This is a genomic window from Marinagarivorans sp., assembly GCF_982758155.1.
The window spans coordinates 1-17,800 of record NZ_CEXWTU010000091.1 but is presented as its reverse complement, the minus strand read 5'-3'; the positions used below and the strand labels follow the sequence as shown (position 1 = coordinate 17,800).

The following is a 17,800-nucleotide window of genomic DNA, read 5'->3' as shown; positions in this document are numbered from 1 at the left end:
TGGCTCGCGACATCTAAAAAGTGGCCGCCGTCCCAGTTTTGTGAAAGCGCATCATCCCATTTATTACCCGCAAAAGTATCGGTAGCCGAACCTGTGCCGGTGTAAGCCATAATGGTTAAATCACTGTCGTTACGATGCCAGCCAATAGAAGCCGTATCCAAGCTAACGGCTTGATCAAAGGTGAGCAACATCATGTCAAAGTTTGGCCAGCCATTATCGACCGCGTGGTTTGGTGAATTGGCATTCTCGACGCCCAAACCAGAGCTGCCAAAGGTGCCTACAGCGGTACGATGAATGTCAGCACCAAACTCTCGACCGGCACGATCGTCGTAATAACCACCGGTATAACCCGTGATACTCAGATTGATGCCGCCAACAGAATAGTCGCGATGCATTTCATAACGACCTTCAGTATCCGTTAGATCAAAATCAACCGCCAAAGCGGTTGTTGGTAAAACAAGTAAAGCGGCCGCAATGCGGTGCAATATTTTCATGATGATTCCTCAATCGAAATAAGCTTAATGAACTGGCTTACGCGAGAGCGTTGAGCACACGGCATTCAACGTTCTAACCAATAATGTTTCGCCAGAGAAAAAAACCTAAGCACGCAGCCACAGGTCTTTTCGTTTGTATAGCGATGGCAGACTATTAGCAAACTTCACACCAACAACAACACACCACGCCATTTTTCAGCTCAAAAAAACCACAATTCGCACCATTAGTAGCTTTGCGCGCCACAGAAAATACAACAAAAAAGGCGACCCCGAGGCCGCCTTTTACTTAAATACCCAGAGTGTAAATAGGGTCGACACTAACGCATTTATTGGTCAAACCCTAGAGCGACTCTAAAAAACGCAGCATTTGCTGCTGCTGTACCGCACCCAATTGCTGGTAGTGATTATTCGAAGCCTCACCTTCACCGCCATGCCACAAAATAGCCTCTTCAATAGAGCGCGCACGACCATCATGCAAGTAACTATGCTCGGCGTTACAAGCTTCATCACCTTCGCGGCCTGTTGGGTTGGTCACACCACCAGCAACACAAGCCGACAACCCTAAACCCCATAATGGTGTTGTACGCCATTCAGCGCCAGAGGCCGTACCTTCGGCCAAGTTATCCGCCAAGCCTTCGCCCATATCGTGGAGCAACAAGTCCGTATAGGGCTGAATATTTTGTGATTGTAACTCGGCAAATGGATGATATTCGCTAGTAGTAAAGCTAGCGCGGTGACAAGACTCACAACCAGCGTCTACAAATAACTGCTTGCCAGCGATAACATCAGCATTCAATACGTCGCGCTGCGGCCGTACACCCAATAATGCGATGTATTTAACCAGATCGTTCAAGTGCTCGTCACTTAATGCACTATCGCTTTGTGGGCAAGGCGCCTGGCCAGAGCCACAATCCAAATTGGGTAACACACTGGTTTTTACCCCCATATCCGTATTCAGCGCGCCTGCCACCTGATGACGAATACTTGAAGCGCCCGCCTTCCAACCAAAGCGCCCTAGGCGTGAATCGCCCGTTACTGGGTCCGCTACGATGCGAGCTTTACCCGAAATACCATCGCCATTACTGTCGCCAACATCTTCCCACGCCAATATAGTGCTTTCAGGAATGGCCTCTAACAGCCCCATACCCACTAACTGGGGCGCAATGCGGGCCGAAAACTGTGCCGGTTCGCCCTCGCTGAACGCATAAACTGGCGCACGTAAACCATTCACATCATTCCAAGCCGCGATAGATACCTCACCCTCACCGCTGGGGCTGCCCATCAAGCTCGGCTGCAATACAGCACCAATACGAGCATCTGGTTGGCCGTTTGCGTCACCGACTTTAAACACCCACTTATCCAGCGGTACACCAATAGCTTCGGGCAAGGCGCGACCATTGCGCTTATGGCAACCCGTACAACGATCATTTACCGCATTGCCACCGGCCAAACCCACAACATCATCAAAAATACCATTTTCTGCGTTTTCATCATGGCTGCCATCCACAAACGATGAATGATGAACATGGCGACCCAAAACAAATTTCTGGCCGTTATCAAAACCTAAGTTCGTCGCCATTTGCATAAAATGATTATCGGGCTCGCCAGAATGCATATAGGGCAGTGTCGTGCCCCCGCCTAGCCAGGCTTGCTCAGGAACTTTTACGGAATCTTTTTGATGGAAACCATTACCCTGCACAAAGGTATCGCCATCAATATCCCAAGGCACAATGCCCTCTCCCACAATATATAAGTAGGTTGTACCGTAATAATTGGCTCGCCCGCGCGGTAAGTTATCGGTTAAGAACTGGCTCATTTCAAATTCAATTTTATCGCCAATTTGCAAGGCTCGATTTTCTCGGTAATTCCAGTCTCGCTCTTTGTAATAGTGGTAGTCATCCTCACGCACCATCGTGCCGTTATCGTAAAACTCAGCAACGGTATTCAGGCCGCGATAAAACCAGCGATTTTCCGCTTCGGTATCATCCAGCCGCCATTGGGTGACTACATTCATGCGAATCGTATCGCCACCTTTGGCAACCTCATCAATAATCTCGATCGAAGCCGTTCGATTTTCCCAATAAAACGTTAAGAAGTGATCATAGGCCTGAAATTGATTTTCCTTCGCATGGCGGTCGCGCCCACGATCGGCAAAGCGCGTGACCAAAGCGTCGCCTCTGTCGAACTTTATAGGCGCCTCTAAAACGGTAGTGGAATCATAAAGTGGCTTAAGCGCAACCGCTGCAATACTGCTAGCGCTCGCCATCGAGGAGCTAACACTCGTTGTCGTGCTGCTAGTCGATAAAGAAGAACTACTCGCAAGTACGCTTGATGCGGTATCGGATGCTGCAGAACTAGATGATCCTCCACCCGTACACCCAGCCACCATCACACTGGCTAGCGCAAACGCTAGTAGCGGCGAAGCTTTCGACCTGAATAACAAATGCATGGGGACTGCGGTTTTGCTTTTTAACATCCGAGCGATCGTCATAGTAACCTCTGTATTATTGTTATAACGCCTCAGCCAACCGGCACAAGACTAAAGGCTAGCCTCGCACATCATGCGCAAAAATCGTCCAACAACACGACTTGGCACGTGCCACTTCATGAAAACGTGATGCACTTTACACTCAGGATAGTAACGGATTACACAATTGGGCGATAAAACTGATAAGCAAGGAGGAACAATATTTAGGATCACGGGGAAGCTGAATCTTGCAGCAATACTCAAAAAGGCTTTAGATTCGAATCATCAGGGACGAGGAAAGAATACTGGAGGAGGAGAACGGGAAGTAAACCGAACCTTCCCATCTTAAAGACTGCCATCCATGGCGCTATTGCAATGCTTAGGGGCGTGCACGGAATAAGTTGCTGGAATTTGGGTTGTGGGTGCTTGCTTGCTTGCTTGCTTGCTTGCTTGCTTGACGAGGCGAAAATATGGCGTAATAGCCGGCTATTGCAAATATTGTTAACGAAGGCAAGCGTGCACCCAGTAATTCAAAAACGGGAAGTTATTTCATGCACGCCCCTTAACAAAGGCCCCCCTTAATACTTTCCAATATCAATGCTGCCGGGTACATATTGAGTCACAGGCTTATCTTGGTTTGCCACTTCACTCAAAGCCTTAGCCGCTTTTTTAGCGTGCTTGCGAATATGTCGCGAATCAGAATTCTTGGCAATATCCTCTAGCGCGTTGATATATTTTGGGTTGCCGCCCACACCGATAAATTTCGCCAAATACGTGAACATTTTGATTTCAAAGGCAGCCTGAGAATCCATCGAGCGATACAGCCGTTCTGTAGCAATATCATAAACGCGCTCATCGTATTGCTTGCCAGATGCCGCCTTAGTGTTTAACAGCAGCATAGTCTCTTTCCAGCCATTACCTAATATACTAGTCGCAACATTAAGGGTATCGTCATCAACGTCTTTACCCATCAGCATATATACATTCGATACCGCACTCACCAACCAACTTCCTTGGCTGTGGTGTAAGTAAACCAAGCCGAAGTTGTTATACGCCAACACCAAACCCGAAAATGTAGCCCTAAAGTGGCGAGCATGTACCGTATGCCCATCCTGCGACCATAGCTCGTCGGGCATCCCCACCCGCTCAATAATGGCAGTCAGAGAATCGTCAACATTGATAGTTAAAAAGGATTTTTTATCTGAAGTGCTAGGCGCCAGTGCTTGACGGTACTTCTTTTTCATCTGATTTAAAACACCATCGGACACAACAAATTCCGAGGCGCTAGCTCCCTTTCGCAGTTGAACCAGGGCATTCTGGCCATACTTCATCAACTTTTTATCGCCACTATCCACCAATATTGTAATGGTCGATTTATAGCGAGCATTGCCACTTTGTCCAAGCACTTTGGCAAGCCAGGCAATCAGATCGGTTCGGCTCGCCCGCAAGCCTTCATCAGCGAAATTTTCATGCAAAATTTCAGCAGTCAGGTCAAATAGCTCCTCATCCACCAGTGAATCTTTATAAATTGACTTTGCCCCGGTCTTAATCGTCTCCGCATCCTCCGAGACCAGCATCCGCGCATAGAGGTTAGCCACTCCTTTAAACTCTGTACGGCCATCAAGCGACATTACATTCACACTCAAAACAGCCAATAAAATACCTACAATAAATCTCATACCCACTCCTTCGTTAAATAAAGCATTACGGCCAATAGCCAGGCGCGACGCACAAGCCCAGCTATCACCCTCCGTTCAGACTCAACAAGCACAATCAATGCCATTTCAATAAGTCATTTCAGCGCCAGAGATTGTACCACCGTAACTCGCATTTCCGATAAGCCGCCCAAGCACAGAAGGTGTGCGTCACTAGCTCACGGGATTTGATGTGGTAAATAGATAAAGGCAGGAAGGGGTAACTGATGCTAAGGGGCGTAAACGCTACTGACAACAACTTCATTTACAATGACCGCTATCGAGCTTTCCACTTTATCAACGCGAAATTTACTAGAACTTAAGGTAATTATTAAATTATCAAGATGGTTAAAATTAAACCATCAAAAGCGCAAAAACTATCAATCCGGCAAGCCAATAATAGATTAACGTAAGCCGGTATTGACGTGGCTCTTACAATCTAAGAAATATGTTATCTACTCCTCATAAAGGCTCAATTAAAGTCTTTAATAAAAATTAAAATTATAAAAAACTCGAACTTTAAAGACTCGGGACGATTTCAAAAATTCAAAATACAAACCACTAGAATATGAGCTCCCCATGAAGAAGATAAAAATAGGATACTCAAAATCCAGCCTAAAAACGGCTTTTAAATGCACGAATATATGGCTCCTTTGTGTGGGCCTAAGCGCACCAACATTACTTTTTGCACAAGAAGTTTCGCCTCGGCCTTATAAAGATACAACTCTCGATGCAGCCGAGCGTGCCGCTGATTTAGTCGGCCGTATGACATTAGAAGAAAAAGCCGCTCAATTGGTTAACGATGCCCCAGCCATACCTCGCCTGGGCGTTCGCGAATACAACTGGTGGAATGAAGGCTTGCACGGCGTTGCCTCTGTGGGCCACGCGACTGTTTTTCCTCAAGCCATTGGAATGGCCGCCACATGGAACGAACCTCTGTTTAAAACCGTAGGAGATTTGATTTCAACAGAGTTTCGGGCTAAGTATTTAGCGAACCAACACCGCTTTGGCGGCTCCGATTGGTTTGGCGGTTTGACGGTGTGGTCCCCTAATATTAATATTTTCCGGGATCCACGCTGGGGCCGAGGACAAGAAACCTATGGCGAAGACCCGTATTTAACATCCCGTTTAGGTGTAGCCTTTATTAAAGGGCTTCAAGGTAATAACACGCAACACTTCAAAACTATTGCCACGCCAAAACACTACGCCGTGCACAGCGGTCCAGAAGCAAACCGGCATCGCGAAGACGTGCATCCATCAGCAAAAGATTTAGAAGAAACCTACCTGCCCGCCTTTAAAGCCGCTGTCATCGAGGGTGGTGCACAATCGGTAATGTGCGCATACAACGCGGTTGATGGCGTACCCGCATGCGGCAATACCGATCTACTCAACAATCGCCTGCGCAAAGAATGGGGGTTTGAAGGCTATGTAGTATCCGATTGCGATGCTGTGGGTGACATTTACAAAAAAGGGCATCACGAATACAGCGCAACACCACCAGAAGCCGTTGCCCTAGCGTTTAAATCGGGGATGGATCTTATTTGCGGGCCAGCCGAGGAGTCTGAGCACATTCTTCAAGCGATAGAAAAAGGTTTATTATCGGAAGCCGAAATTACCCTCGCGTTAAAACGGCTATTTACCGCGCGTATTGCACTTGGTCAATTTGATGCACCGCATACAGTTTTTCCTAAAATTACAGCAAAGGATTTTGATAGCGAAGCGAATCGCCAATTAGCCTTAACTATGGCGCAAGAGTCTCTCGTATTACTTAAAAACAGCAACAATACCTTACCGCTCAAAAATTCCATTAAAAGTATCGCCGTGATTGGCCCTAATGCCGACAATATCGATAGCCTAGTCGGCAATTATAACGGCAGCCCATCGCATCCCGTTACTGTACTCGAAGGTATAAAAGCTCGCTTTAAAAATAGCGATATACACTACATCAAGGGGTCTGGATTATTAGATCCGTATCAATTTTCCGTACCCACTTCAGCGCTATGCGTAGATAAAAAGTGCCGTAAAGAGGGTATAAAAGCGGAATATTTTTCATCTCAAAACTTTGAAGGCGAATCCATTTCAAAAAGTATTGAGCAAAACGCATCTTTAACATGGGAAGGCGAATTAAAACATGGCGCCGTGCGCTTCACCGGTTTTATTACAGCGCCAGAAACGGGCGCTTATACATTTCGTTATGAGGCCAACGGCGGCTACCGTATTTGGATAGACGAAAAAATCGTGATTAATGCCTGGGGAGTAGATTGGCGCCCCACGATGGCGAGCGGGAAAATTGAGCTTACTGAAGGTAAAAGGTATGCCATTAAAGTTGAAGCCTTTCAACGTCAAACAGAAGGCAGCGAGCGCTTGGTGTGGAGCCTTCCCAGCAACGCAGGTAGCCAAAACGCTATTGCTGCCGCTAAAAAATCTGATGTTGTCGTATTTGTAGCTGGCTTAACCGCAGAGCTCGAAGGAGAAGAAATTCCTGTAGCAGTACCCGGTTTTAATGGCGGAGATCGAACCCGATTAGATTTACCGACCGTACAAGAAAACCTTTTAAAGCGTATTGCTAACACAGGAAAGCCCATTATTTTGGTGCTAATGAACGGTAGCGCACTAAGTATAAATTGGGCGGATAACAATGTGCCCGCGATTGTGGAGGCTTGGTATCCTGGCGGTCAAGGTGGCGAAGCCGTCGCAAAATTAATTGCTGGCGACTATAGTCCAGGCGGCCGTTTACCCGTTACCTTTTACAAATCTATTGACGATTTACCCCCATTTAGTGATTACTCTATGGCCAATCGCACCTACCGTTATTTTACAGGCGAAGCGCTTTACCCCTTTGGCTATGGGTTGTCTTACACGCAGTTTAGCTACAATAAAATAAAGGTAAGCCCTTCAAAAGTCAGCGCATCCAGCAAAAAAGTGACAGTCTCAGTTCAGGTGGCTAACACCGGAAAATGGGATGGCGACGAAGTGGTGCAACTGTATTTATCGCGCCCCGATGTCGACGGTGCCCCTATTCAAACCTTAGTGGGTTTTCAGCGTATTCATTTAAAAAAAGGCGCAGAGCAAACCGTAAAGTTTACGTTACGCCCCGAACAGTTACGTTTAATTGATGATGCAGGCACAAGCAATATTCAACCCGGCACTGCAACACTTTGGGTTGGCGGCGGCTTGCCTAAAGTGCGCAAAGGGTTAGTACAACCCGCAGGTATACAAACAACGTTTAACATTCGTTAATTATTAAAGGTTAACGACCTATGCATAGCCGTTGCAATGCATAGGTCGTTAACCGCTACAGTTATAGCTCATCGACTCTGTGAGATTACTATGAAAAAGATGAAAAGTTTTTTTATGGGCTTAATTAGCGCTTGCGCACTGGCTACTTGCCTTGCTAGCAACGCCGACATCCCCAGCAATGCTAACAGCACAGTTAAAGTCCATAAAGATATTCTATGGGCGCAGCCTAATGGCTTTAAACTCACGCTGGATATTTACGAACCTAAAACTAAAAAGAAAGCCTACCCTGTACTAATTATTTTCCACGGCGGCGGCTGGCTGCTTAACTCCAAATCTATAATGGACAACATGGCTGAATATATGGCAAAAAATGGCGACTTAGTCGTTGTAAATGCCAATTACCGATTATTAGGCGACAACAACAATACAACTACAGCCAACGAATTAGTCGAAGATGCCATGGGCGTAGTCCTCTGGGTGAAAGACAATATCAAGCAGTATCGCGGAAACCCCGAAAAAGTAGCGGTAACCGGTGATAGCGCTGGCGGGCATTTGGCTTCAATGGTGATGCTTGCCGGGCGGCAGTTAGAAGCCGATAGGTTCGAAGGCAATAGCCTTGGTTTTGCACCGACCTACCTTCCTAAAAATATGACGCCTGAAAAGATTGCTCAAAAAGACGGTCTAAAAATACAAGCTGTTATCTTAAGCTACACCGCATTCGACCTTCAGCAAGCGGCCAAAAACGGCTTTGAAACAGCCAACAATCCATTTTGGAAATATGCCGATGTAACGCCGAGAGGCCTTTTTGGAAAAAATATTAATGTAGAATCTCGGCCAGAATTTTACCGCGCCGTATCACCGATTAATTACATACCCAACGCCAAGCAATACCAACTGCCACCACAATTTGTATTAGTGGGCAGCGAAGACTCAATGACCACCCCAAAAATAGCGCAATCCTATGTGAATAAATTAAAGCAGGCAAAGCAAACCGTAGAATTTAAAATCTATCCGGGTAAAGGCCATGGTTTTTTAGACAGCGGCTGCCCCAACTACATGCCTGACTGCTTTCAAGACCGAGCCCCAAAGGTATTAGATGACATGATTATCTTTCTTAAAAAGTCACTCCCCCCTAACATTGCATTAGGTTTTTAGCTCAGGAGCTTTTAGAGTGGTATTTATAGCTTTGAACGGAGATTTTTTTGGATTGATACTAGTCACTCTAGATGAGATCCAGAAAAATTGAGTACGACGCTAGAAATACTGCTATAGAAGCAGCGAAGCGATCCTGGGCCAAAAGTTAATGCCATGCTAGGGTTCAGTGAGCGTTTTTTCGGCTCCTCACACAACCCTAGAATAGTTACTAAAAGCTTAAACAAAAAAACGGCGCTCAAATAAATTGGCGCCGAATTTTATGTAAAAGAAAAAATTAAACTAAAAGTCTTTACTCTTGCTCGTCCAAGGTGCGCGGCACATAAAACAATTGTTACCAAAAAACCTGCCTCTGCCAGTTTCAGACATATCGTCCTTCAGCTGGAAGTTTAACCACCCTACGGCCGCCTTACCCAAATCGCCACCGTTGTCTTGAAAATAAGCATCCCCATGACCAAGGTTGGCATGGTTTGCATGATAAACAGGCACGTTAGTAATTTCATCAAACGCCTGCAAGCCATTGCTGTAAGCAACATCTGATTGATTACCGTTGAATATCGCTATAGGCGTACGAAAGCGATCGTAGTAACCGAAACGATCGCCACTGTAAAGCCCACTATTAAGTGCAACACCTGTATCTACACGCGGATCAATCGCAGCATAATGGGCCATCCCACCGCCACAAGACCAACCCATAGCCGCAATTTTTTCGACATTGAGTTTGCCATAGAACTGACTACATTCACGCCCATTTTCAGCAATCGCCCAGTCGATAGCTTTCACTAATTCTGTTTCATGCTGGTCATTGTTACCACCGCCACCGGGTGCACCATTGGCAATAACGATATAGCCATGTGAGGCAATTTCAGATAGGAAATCCGCTTGGCTCAAACCATCGTTCGAACACCCACCATTACCCCATGCCACTATGGGCAAGTTGTCATTATCGGTTAAGGTTTGCGGGCGATAAATAGTGTGATTCGGAAGTGTTGCACTGGCTTGTTCAATAACAAAACCACGCGCCCCTGTAGGCGACCTTGCCACATTGTTATCAAAATATTGTGGGTCATTAAACTCGGTTGCGTAATTCACCGCTCTAGGTATTTGCCGCTGGGCATCGTTACACACCGGCTCCGGCGGCTCCTCATATTGTCCACCGTCATTAGAGTAAATCGCAATGCCGCTAATTGTAGCGTTATCGGTTACCGTCGTTAACTCTATCGAAAGCTTACCATCACTCACCGCGATATTATTAATAACGACATCATAGGCTGCGTTACTACCCACCTCAGCAAACACATCCAATTCACTGATGCTTGGCTGCCCTTCAACGTTCACATTAAAAAGCCTAGCTTCAGCGGCATTGTGAAACATTTCGACAAAATGTAATTTAACACTATAAGTCGCCATGGTAACCGGAATTTCATAGGCGTAACTGCCATAACGCTCAGACTGATAAACCGCGTAGTCGACAACGCCAGTAATAGCATCGGCTGTGACGTTAACCGTGCCTCCTGTTGCAAATCGATCTGGACTGTAGGTAACCCCGCCTAAAGAAGCCGCCGCTGCAGCCCCAGCATTTATCGCAAATACAAGACTTGCATCGGCAGGAACATCCATACTGTTTGTATCAGGCACACTTGATGATGCAGAGGCGCTGGTCACTGGCACTGATGATTCGCTGGCCTGTGTAACTTCACTGGAGCTCATAGCCGGCACGCTAGAGGCAACTACCGAGCCACCATCGCAGGCCACCAACCCAAAAGAAGCGCACGCAATAACTAGCAGCATTTTACAACACTTAGCCGCATAACGGCCCACACCACTTGCTAGCACTTCCATCATTACCTGATTTTTCATTATTAGTCTCACACGATTAAATTACGCTATTTTTTTACTTCGCAGCATATGCGCAAAAAAGTATCACCCAGACACCGAATACTTTTAAACAGGAATTATTCAAACGTTTATCAACATCGAATACACCCAATTGAAAACACGGACGCTGTGAAATTGCAATTTCCCTGAAGCTAGCAACCAAAACAGGATTAGAACAAATACAAACGTCAGTGTTATCACTAAAAACAGATTTTGTTATTTTTTTACATTATTTCTATTATTATCAGAAATTTAAATAACACCTAGGCGTGACAAGCCTCACACAAACTCCAAAATTAGGGCTTCCATTCGGCCCCGGGTTAGGAAATAAGGACTTGAGCATATTGAGAAGTTATCGGCAAGAAAGTATTAAAGTGCAGGTAAATACCGATAAGAAAATCATAATTTCTAGCCGCGAAAGCTTAGACGGTCGTGCGTTCACCAGAAAAAACTTACAAAAGTATCAATATTGGCCAAAGAAAAACCGGCAGTAGATAAGGCTTATTATAACTTCCAGCCTTATTATTACCTCGAGCCTTAAAACCCAAGGCCCGCAAAGTGGCCACTCGACCGATGAGCAGCCGGTGTCACTTTTAATTGACTCAACCAGAACGTGGACTCAGTCGACACAAATTAAGCTTGGACTGGAAACCATAATCTAGACACTGCCTAAACATAGTCCAAAAATAGCCTAAACATTAGTTGAGCGGACTATCAACAATCAGCTGAGGTTGCACAAAGCACATCAATATACAATTGATCTAAAGCGCTCGCAGCGGATGGTTCTACAAGTTGACCACCATTATTTGAATAAATCGCAATACCACTTATGGTTGGATTATCAATAATTTCTTCTAAACTAATTGATATCGAGCCATCGCCGACAACAACATCCTCATATTCCCAATCAAAAGCGCCATCGTGCCCAACCAAGCTATAGAGGTCGAGACTGGATAAATCGTTATTGCCCTCGACAACCACATTGAAATTGCGTAGGCCCGTTTCGGTTTGATATAGCTCAGCCATATGCAAAATAACAACGTAAACACCATTAGTGACAGGAATTTCATAGCGACTAGTACCGTAGCGCTCCGATTGGTATAGCTTGCCATCAACAACACCAGAAACTAAATCAGGCGTTGCATAAACATCGCCACCGATATAAAAGCGATCAGGCTGGTAAATCACGTCATTTAACGTTGCTTGCTCTGTAGAACCAACATTAATTGCGTAAACCAGCTCTAGCTCTGGTGGTAGCGGCGGTAAACTTACCTGCGAACTCGCGGCTGAACTATTCATACTAGAGCTAGATATTGCTGTTGTGCTGCTAGAGTTATTAACGTCATCGGCTGTGCAGCCCGTTAATACCGCGCTTAAAATCATGCTTAATACTGCAGCGCTAACGGCGCCAAACACCTTTTTATTATTCATATCATTTACACTCATTATATTATTAAAGAGAAAATAAACTTAACAGCACACGGCTGAACAACCGCCGCCGACCCAGCAAGCCCCCCTGCGACTTACAAAAAACACAATCAAAAAAACATCTATTAGTAAAGCTAGCAGTCTGGGCGCGCCCAGGCTTAACCCACGAGCATAATTAGCGCCCACCCTGCCATCGCGGACAAAAAAATGCAGCCATCGCCTTAAAAGGGCTACATAAATAACCCTTTAAGTAATTAGAAGTATTCAAACTATAACGAAATAATCTCGCGACTTTCTCGTAGCCCCCTCAGCCCGTACATTGTTTAATTCCATTTCCACTCGATTTTTTTGGCAACACATTGGGCGGATATTACTATCCAAGAAGTTACTCTCAAAAAAATTATTAATATCGACATAATTATTAAATTATTTTATTTTTCAAATGATTATCGACGAAATTTTTTAAATAAATGTGCGCTGGGTTGCACATAGAAGTGCGCTGGTTCGCACCTCAATTAATTATTTATGCTTAAAATGGCACACGGCCAGACTACTCCATTTTATACACATTAGTAATCATTTTTTGACCGTCGATTATTTAACACTAAACACAAGTTCTCATATTCTGGAATTTTTTCATGGCGTAAAGACGTGTATTACCTGTGCTTTCTCCCGCCAAAATCGAAAAGCGATTATAATAAAATTGAGATAATAAAATGACGCGAATTACACTGTATGCAGCAATATTCACACTGGCGCTAAGCGCTTGTGATGGGACATCGATTCCGAGCACTTCGTCGAATGGATCGGTTTCGTCGAGCTCACAGGCAAGCACTCAACTAACCCAATCAGAACAGGCGTTTAAGCAAACGCTTTACCCTTTTTTAAACGCAAACTGCGCCGTTTGTCACAATAGTAGCGGTGCTAAAATTATCCCCCTACATTCAGACTCAAATATTACTCAAGCGCACAGCGCTGCTCTAACAGTCGTTAAACTGGATGCACCGCAGGCATCACGAATTATAAGTCGGTTGCGGGACGATCATCATAACTGCCCCGGCGATTGCAGCGCCGCCGCCAGCAGTGTGCAAAAGGCCATTGAAAATTGGGCGACTATCGTTAACGGTGGCAACGTAGATTTAGCAGCGTGCGATGTAAGCTTCCCGCAAGATCTTATTTTGCTGGGCGAACTTCCGTTCGTAAAATCACTACAGTCCTTAATGGGGAAAAATATTGCCGAAGGGCGCGTACAACCCGACGCAGCCATTAAACTTTTTTCGCAAAAAGGGAATATAGCCAATACCTCGTTAGTACGAATTCGCTTAGATTGGGCCGACTTAGCAACCACTAATTTTAAACGCAAAGCGATTCAGGCTTCTGGTTGCTTAATGGCAGACAATAATTGCGCGCGAACGTATATAGAAAAATTCGCCACTCGCGGCTTTAAGCGCCCCGTATCATCTGAAGAAATAGACGAACTAATGACTGTTTTTGAGCAGGGAGCAAAAACATCCTTTGTGCACGGCCTTAAACTAGCCACGCAAGCTGTAGTGTTTTCTGCATCGTTTAATCATCGCACCGAGTACGGCGATAGAAATAATGATGGTACTTATTCTCTAACGCCCTACGAGCTAGCCGCATCGCTCTCTTACTTCTTAACTGACACGCTACCAGATGATGAGCTATTCGCAGCGGCAAAATCCGGCGCGCTAAGTAACCCCGCAGAACGCGAGGCACAAGTGGATCGCTTGCTAGCAAAACCAGAAACAAAAGAAGCTATTGAATATACCCTGCTATCCGCTTGGAATATGGGCAACTTATTTGGCAAAGTGAAAGACCCCGAAACGTTTCCAGAATACTCGGCGGGCTTAGCGGCGCAAATGTATCAAGAAACGCGATTGTTTTTGCGCAAACACTTATGGACCGGCGGTATTAATAAATTATTGTCTAGCCGCACCACTTTTGTCACCGATGCCCTAGCGGATTTATACGGCATTCCATTCCCTGGATCAGACCCCTACGAGTTTGTAGAGGTAGAAATAACTGATGGCAATCGCGCCGGGATTTTAACGCAGCCTAGTGTATTAACAGCATTCTCACGTACAGACGAAACTTCGGTTGTAGCACGTGGTTTATTAGTGAATGGACCCATGCTTTGCATGGCTCGCATACCACCGCCACCAGAAGAAGCCTTAGCCGTAATCGGTGAACAGTTAATGTCCGATGCAACCCAGCAGGAACTGGCTGATTTTCGGGCGGCCAATTCACCGTGTAAAGATTGCCATAATCAGTTTGATGCTTATGGATTACTGTTTGAAAACTACGATGCTATCGGCCGTTATCGCGCAACTGACGAATCGGGTATGAACATTACTTCGGATATCGATTTATCTAAAATGGCGAGTTTCGACGAGGTCGTGAGTGGTGTTGTTGATTTTGGTGAATTACTCGCTGGACGCTCCGACTTTACGGAATGCGTAACGCGCCACATGGTCGCTTACAGTACGGGTTCAGATGCCATCCAGCGCAGTCAGTGTGAGGTAACAAATATTACACAAAACTTAAACCCAGACAGCTCGTTAACCGACATCATTAAAGCGCTCGTTAAATCACCAACCCTTTCGTTACGCACTGCGGAGACATCACAATGAAATCCCATTCTTTAAGCCAGCTCAATCGACGTAATTTTCTTTGTGGACTCGGCGGTACGGCTGTTGGTCTTTCTAGTTGGGTGCAGCGCGCCATCGCACAAGAACAGGGTACGAATGACCCGCGTCGATTTATTAATTTTCAACGCCCTGTTGGTACCGTGCACGAACATTGGTGGCCAAGTGGTAACGGCAATAATTTAGCCAACTATCAAATGTCGAGAATTCTTAATCCGCTAAGTGAATTTAAAAATAACATGGTTGTGTTTGATGGCTTAGGTCTACCGCACATAGGTTCTAACGGTGGCGGTCACGAACGCGGCACGGTATTAACCGTTACCGGGCGTCGCAGCCCAACATTATATGCAGGCAACGGCGGTGATGATCCACAAGCTGAAGGCCCAAGCGTCGATCAATTATTATTAGCGGGATCGCCGTATTTGAAGGCGGCACCGGTAGCCTCTATTCAGCTTTCGTGTGACCAGCGCGCCGATACTCCGGGTGAAGTCTCACCACGACACTTATCATATTCGGGGGCTCGCGCGCCCATGAGACCTTACTACCAACCACTGCAAGCTTACGAGCGTATTTTTGGAACTCTTGCTCCGGGCGCTGGTGCAAGTCAGGCCGTGCAAGATAATAAAAGCGTACTCGATTTCGCATTAAACGACCTTAAGCGAATGCGCAACTTTGCCCCAGCGTCGCAGTGGGACAAACTCGACGCTTACGAAGATGCGGTTCGTGAAATTGAAAAAGAATTTCAAAATGATCCAACCGATCCCGTTTTTTGTGGTGTAGAGACCGCACCGGAAAATATTTCGGTCAATACAAAAACTGACAATTACGGCACCAATAACGAAGTCAGTGAACGCGACGATGTTAAGCATCGCCGCATCGGCGAGCTACATATGTCTGTTATTCGCGCGGCCTTTAAATGCGATTTAACACGAACAGTCACCTTTCAATGGTCGCCGGGCACCAATCACGTTAGCTTTGCGGACATGTGGCCACCAAGCCCATCTACATTTAAAGTGCATCACACCACAAGCCACAAACCCCGCAGTTACGAACGCGAAGAATTTTTAGCGCGCATTGAAGTCTGGTATGCAGAACGTTTAAGGGATTTTTTGCGCAGCCTTGTCACAACCACAGACATAACAGGGAAATCTCTTTTCGATACCACAATATTGTCTTACATTACCGAAGTTGCTCATGCGGATCACAGTTGGGATCGTATGCCGTGGGTAATGTTTGGCGGTAATGATACCGGCCTACAAGGCGGCCAGTATTGGAGGCATGGTGGCGGAAGACCATCTTCTGCAACCTCTCGAAATATGCGCTCGACAAATGATTTTTGGATGTCGCTGGGCAGACCACTTGGCTTTGATAATTTCACCATGGGTGATAATCAGAATTTTTACTCTGGCGCAATTAACGGAATTTTTAGTTAGGGACGAGGCAATAATAGTTTATCCAATTAGGCGAGAGGGCCTGCATGGAAGCAGGTTATTAGAATAACGCAGGAGCAGTTATCGGATCGGCTTTCTTATCGAGGCGCTTAAAGGGGCGCATGCCGGGGCATGTAACGCTTTGAGCAACGAAGGTAAGGAGGTCGAGATCAAGCATTAGTGGATGAAATATTGTTTCCTCGTCCCTTAGGTTAAAATTTAGCAGTTCTTGAATTCAAAACGCATCACAATCTCAGTAACCTTCACTGAGCTCTGGATGCGTTTTTTTCATTAGCGCTAAGGCATAAACCAAAAATGTCTGTTTTGGACCGTTATGCCAAAGCCATGCTTTTTGTGGTTCACTGATTGTTACGGCTTGTTCAAGAGCTGGATCTTGCTGGGCCAGTGTGGCCAATAATTCAGGCGCTAAATAATGAAATGTTTGGTGATTTTGAATCAGCTTTTGTAAAAAATCTAAGCCGTCTGTTTGTTTTGGAAATTCAGCCAGTGGTGCGACATCGTCCGAGCTCACATCAGTGATTAATAACGCTTGACCATTCTCCGTAGTTAACGCAGACAATGCTTTTAAATGCGTAATAATGAGTGTAATGAGTCCCGCTTCGAAAAGTGGGTGTTGCTCGCCCAGCACCCGCCGAAGGGTTAACATAATCTGGCTTAAAATACAGGATGAGACTACGCAATCAAAAGGCCCCGGTAATTTTTTCAACAACGATTTCACCGCAGTTTCAGGAAAGGCCATTAAGGCCTCTGGTGAAACTTTCATATCCAACCAAGCCTCCATTTTTTTATTAGCGCACGAAACATCCACCGGGGCATGTAAAAATAGCTTTTTCATCACCGCCGGCGATACGCGCGCACGGGCATTAATTAATGCATCGCGATCTATATCCACTAAATGAATTTCAGAAAAATGCGCAGCTATGCGTTCAAGGTCAATATCGTAGCAATTCCCCGCACCCAGAATACAAATGCGTTCGGACTTTTCCGTAACCGACGATAATATATATTGGGTTTGCTGCTGCCGGTGGCTTTCAAAATCAGAATAATATTTAAGAGCAGCCTTGTTGGACTCTTTTTGCTGTTTTAATTCAAAATTAACCCGTGACATTTATGCAATACCGTAATGATTATTTTTGTCAGCGTAGCGGTAAAAATTCAAACGAGCAATGTGAAATTTGCCTAATGGATAAGACTAGGTCAGATATTCGAAAATATTTTGGTGGGTTAAGGGCCTTGGCGCCTCTAAGCACTAAGAATTGAGGACAGGCACTCCTCAATTGGCTAACGGCCAAATAGTTTGCGAGCTGCGCCCATCCCTTTAACCCAGCAT

Annotated in this window: 10 protein-coding genes and 1 pseudogene; 5 read left to right on the top strand and 6 right to left on the bottom strand. The window is 45.6% G+C overall.

Features of this window, described 5'->3' with window-relative positions; all coding sequences use genetic code 11:
* The 3 genes and pseudogenes from AC3A8L_RS11395 to AC3A8L_RS11385 form a co-directional block, all read right to left on the bottom strand.
* Nucleotides 1–494: pseudogene (locus AC3A8L_RS11395) on the bottom strand (hypothetical protein); the annotation flags it as partial.
* 340 nt (nt 495–834) lie between these two features.
* On the bottom strand, nt 835–2,985 hold the full coding sequence (locus AC3A8L_RS11390) for a di-heme oxidoredictase family protein (protein ID WP_487962380.1): 2,151 nt from the start codon (nt 2,983–2,985) through the stop codon (nt 835–837).
* 554 nt (nt 2,986–3,539) lie between these two features.
* Nucleotides 3,540–4,640, bottom strand: coding sequence for a hypothetical protein (locus tag AC3A8L_RS11385; protein ID WP_487962379.1), 1,101 nt, complete (start codon nt 4,638–4,640; stop codon nt 3,540–3,542).
* A 594-nt stretch (nt 4,641–5,234) separates the two neighbouring features.
* Here AC3A8L_RS11385 and AC3A8L_RS11380 point away from each other — a divergent pair.
* Together AC3A8L_RS11380 and AC3A8L_RS11375 are read left to right on the top strand one after the other, a co-directional pair.
* Nucleotides 5,235–7,895, top strand: coding sequence for a glycoside hydrolase family 3 protein (locus AC3A8L_RS11380; RefSeq protein ID WP_487962378.1), 2,661 nt, complete (start codon nt 5,235–5,237; stop codon nt 7,893–7,895).
* Between the two features lie 90 nt (nt 7,896–7,985).
* Complete coding sequence (locus AC3A8L_RS11375; protein ID WP_487962377.1) at nt 7,986–9,050, top strand: alpha/beta hydrolase; 1,065 nt, start codon at nt 7,986–7,988, stop codon at nt 9,048–9,050.
* A gap of 279 nt (nt 9,051–9,329) precedes the next feature.
* On the opposite strand, the gene AC3A8L_RS11370 is transcribed toward AC3A8L_RS11375, so the two are convergent.
* Complete coding sequence (locus tag AC3A8L_RS11370) at nt 9,330–10,907, bottom strand: malectin domain-containing carbohydrate-binding protein (RefSeq protein WP_487962376.1); 1,578 nt, start codon at nt 10,905–10,907, stop codon at nt 9,330–9,332.
* 353 nt (nt 10,908–11,260) lie between these two features.
* On the opposite strand from AC3A8L_RS11370, the gene AC3A8L_RS11365 reads away from it, so the two are divergent.
* Nucleotides 11,261–11,419 carry a hypothetical protein gene (locus AC3A8L_RS11365; RefSeq protein WP_487962375.1) on the top strand — a complete coding sequence of 53 codons (159 nt, stop codon included), beginning with the start codon at nt 11,261–11,263 and terminating at the stop codon, nt 11,417–11,419.
* 220 nt (nt 11,420–11,639) lie between these two features.
* On the opposite strand, the gene AC3A8L_RS11360 is transcribed toward AC3A8L_RS11365, so the two are convergent.
* A complete protein-coding gene (locus AC3A8L_RS11360; RefSeq protein ID WP_487962374.1) occupies nt 11,640–12,356 on the bottom strand; it encodes a malectin domain-containing carbohydrate-binding protein in 717 nt (238 codons plus the stop codon).
* Between the two features lie 713 nt (nt 12,357–13,069).
* Between AC3A8L_RS11360 and AC3A8L_RS11355 the strand changes: the two genes are divergently transcribed.
* Both AC3A8L_RS11355 and AC3A8L_RS11350 read left to right on the top strand, forming a co-directional pair.
* The gene (locus AC3A8L_RS11355) at nt 13,070–15,004 is read left to right on the top strand and encodes a DUF1592 domain-containing protein (protein ID WP_487962373.1); all 1,935 of its coding nucleotides are present in this window, start codon (nt 13,070–13,072) and stop codon (nt 15,002–15,004) included.
* Nucleotides 15,001–16,452: a DUF1552 domain-containing protein gene (locus AC3A8L_RS11350; RefSeq protein WP_487962372.1), complete on the top strand. Its 1,452-nt coding sequence runs from the start codon at nt 15,001–15,003 to the stop codon at nt 16,450–16,452. The genes AC3A8L_RS11355 and AC3A8L_RS11350 overlap by 4 nt, the downstream gene beginning before the upstream one ends.
* 250 nt (nt 16,453–16,702) lie before the next feature.
* On the opposite strand, the gene AC3A8L_RS11345 is transcribed toward AC3A8L_RS11350, so the two are convergent.
* The gene (locus AC3A8L_RS11345; RefSeq protein WP_487962371.1) at nt 16,703–17,578 is read right to left on the bottom strand and encodes a hypothetical protein; all 876 of its coding nucleotides are present in this window, start codon (nt 17,576–17,578) and stop codon (nt 16,703–16,705) included.
* Between the last annotated feature and the right edge of the window lie 222 nt (nt 17,579–17,800).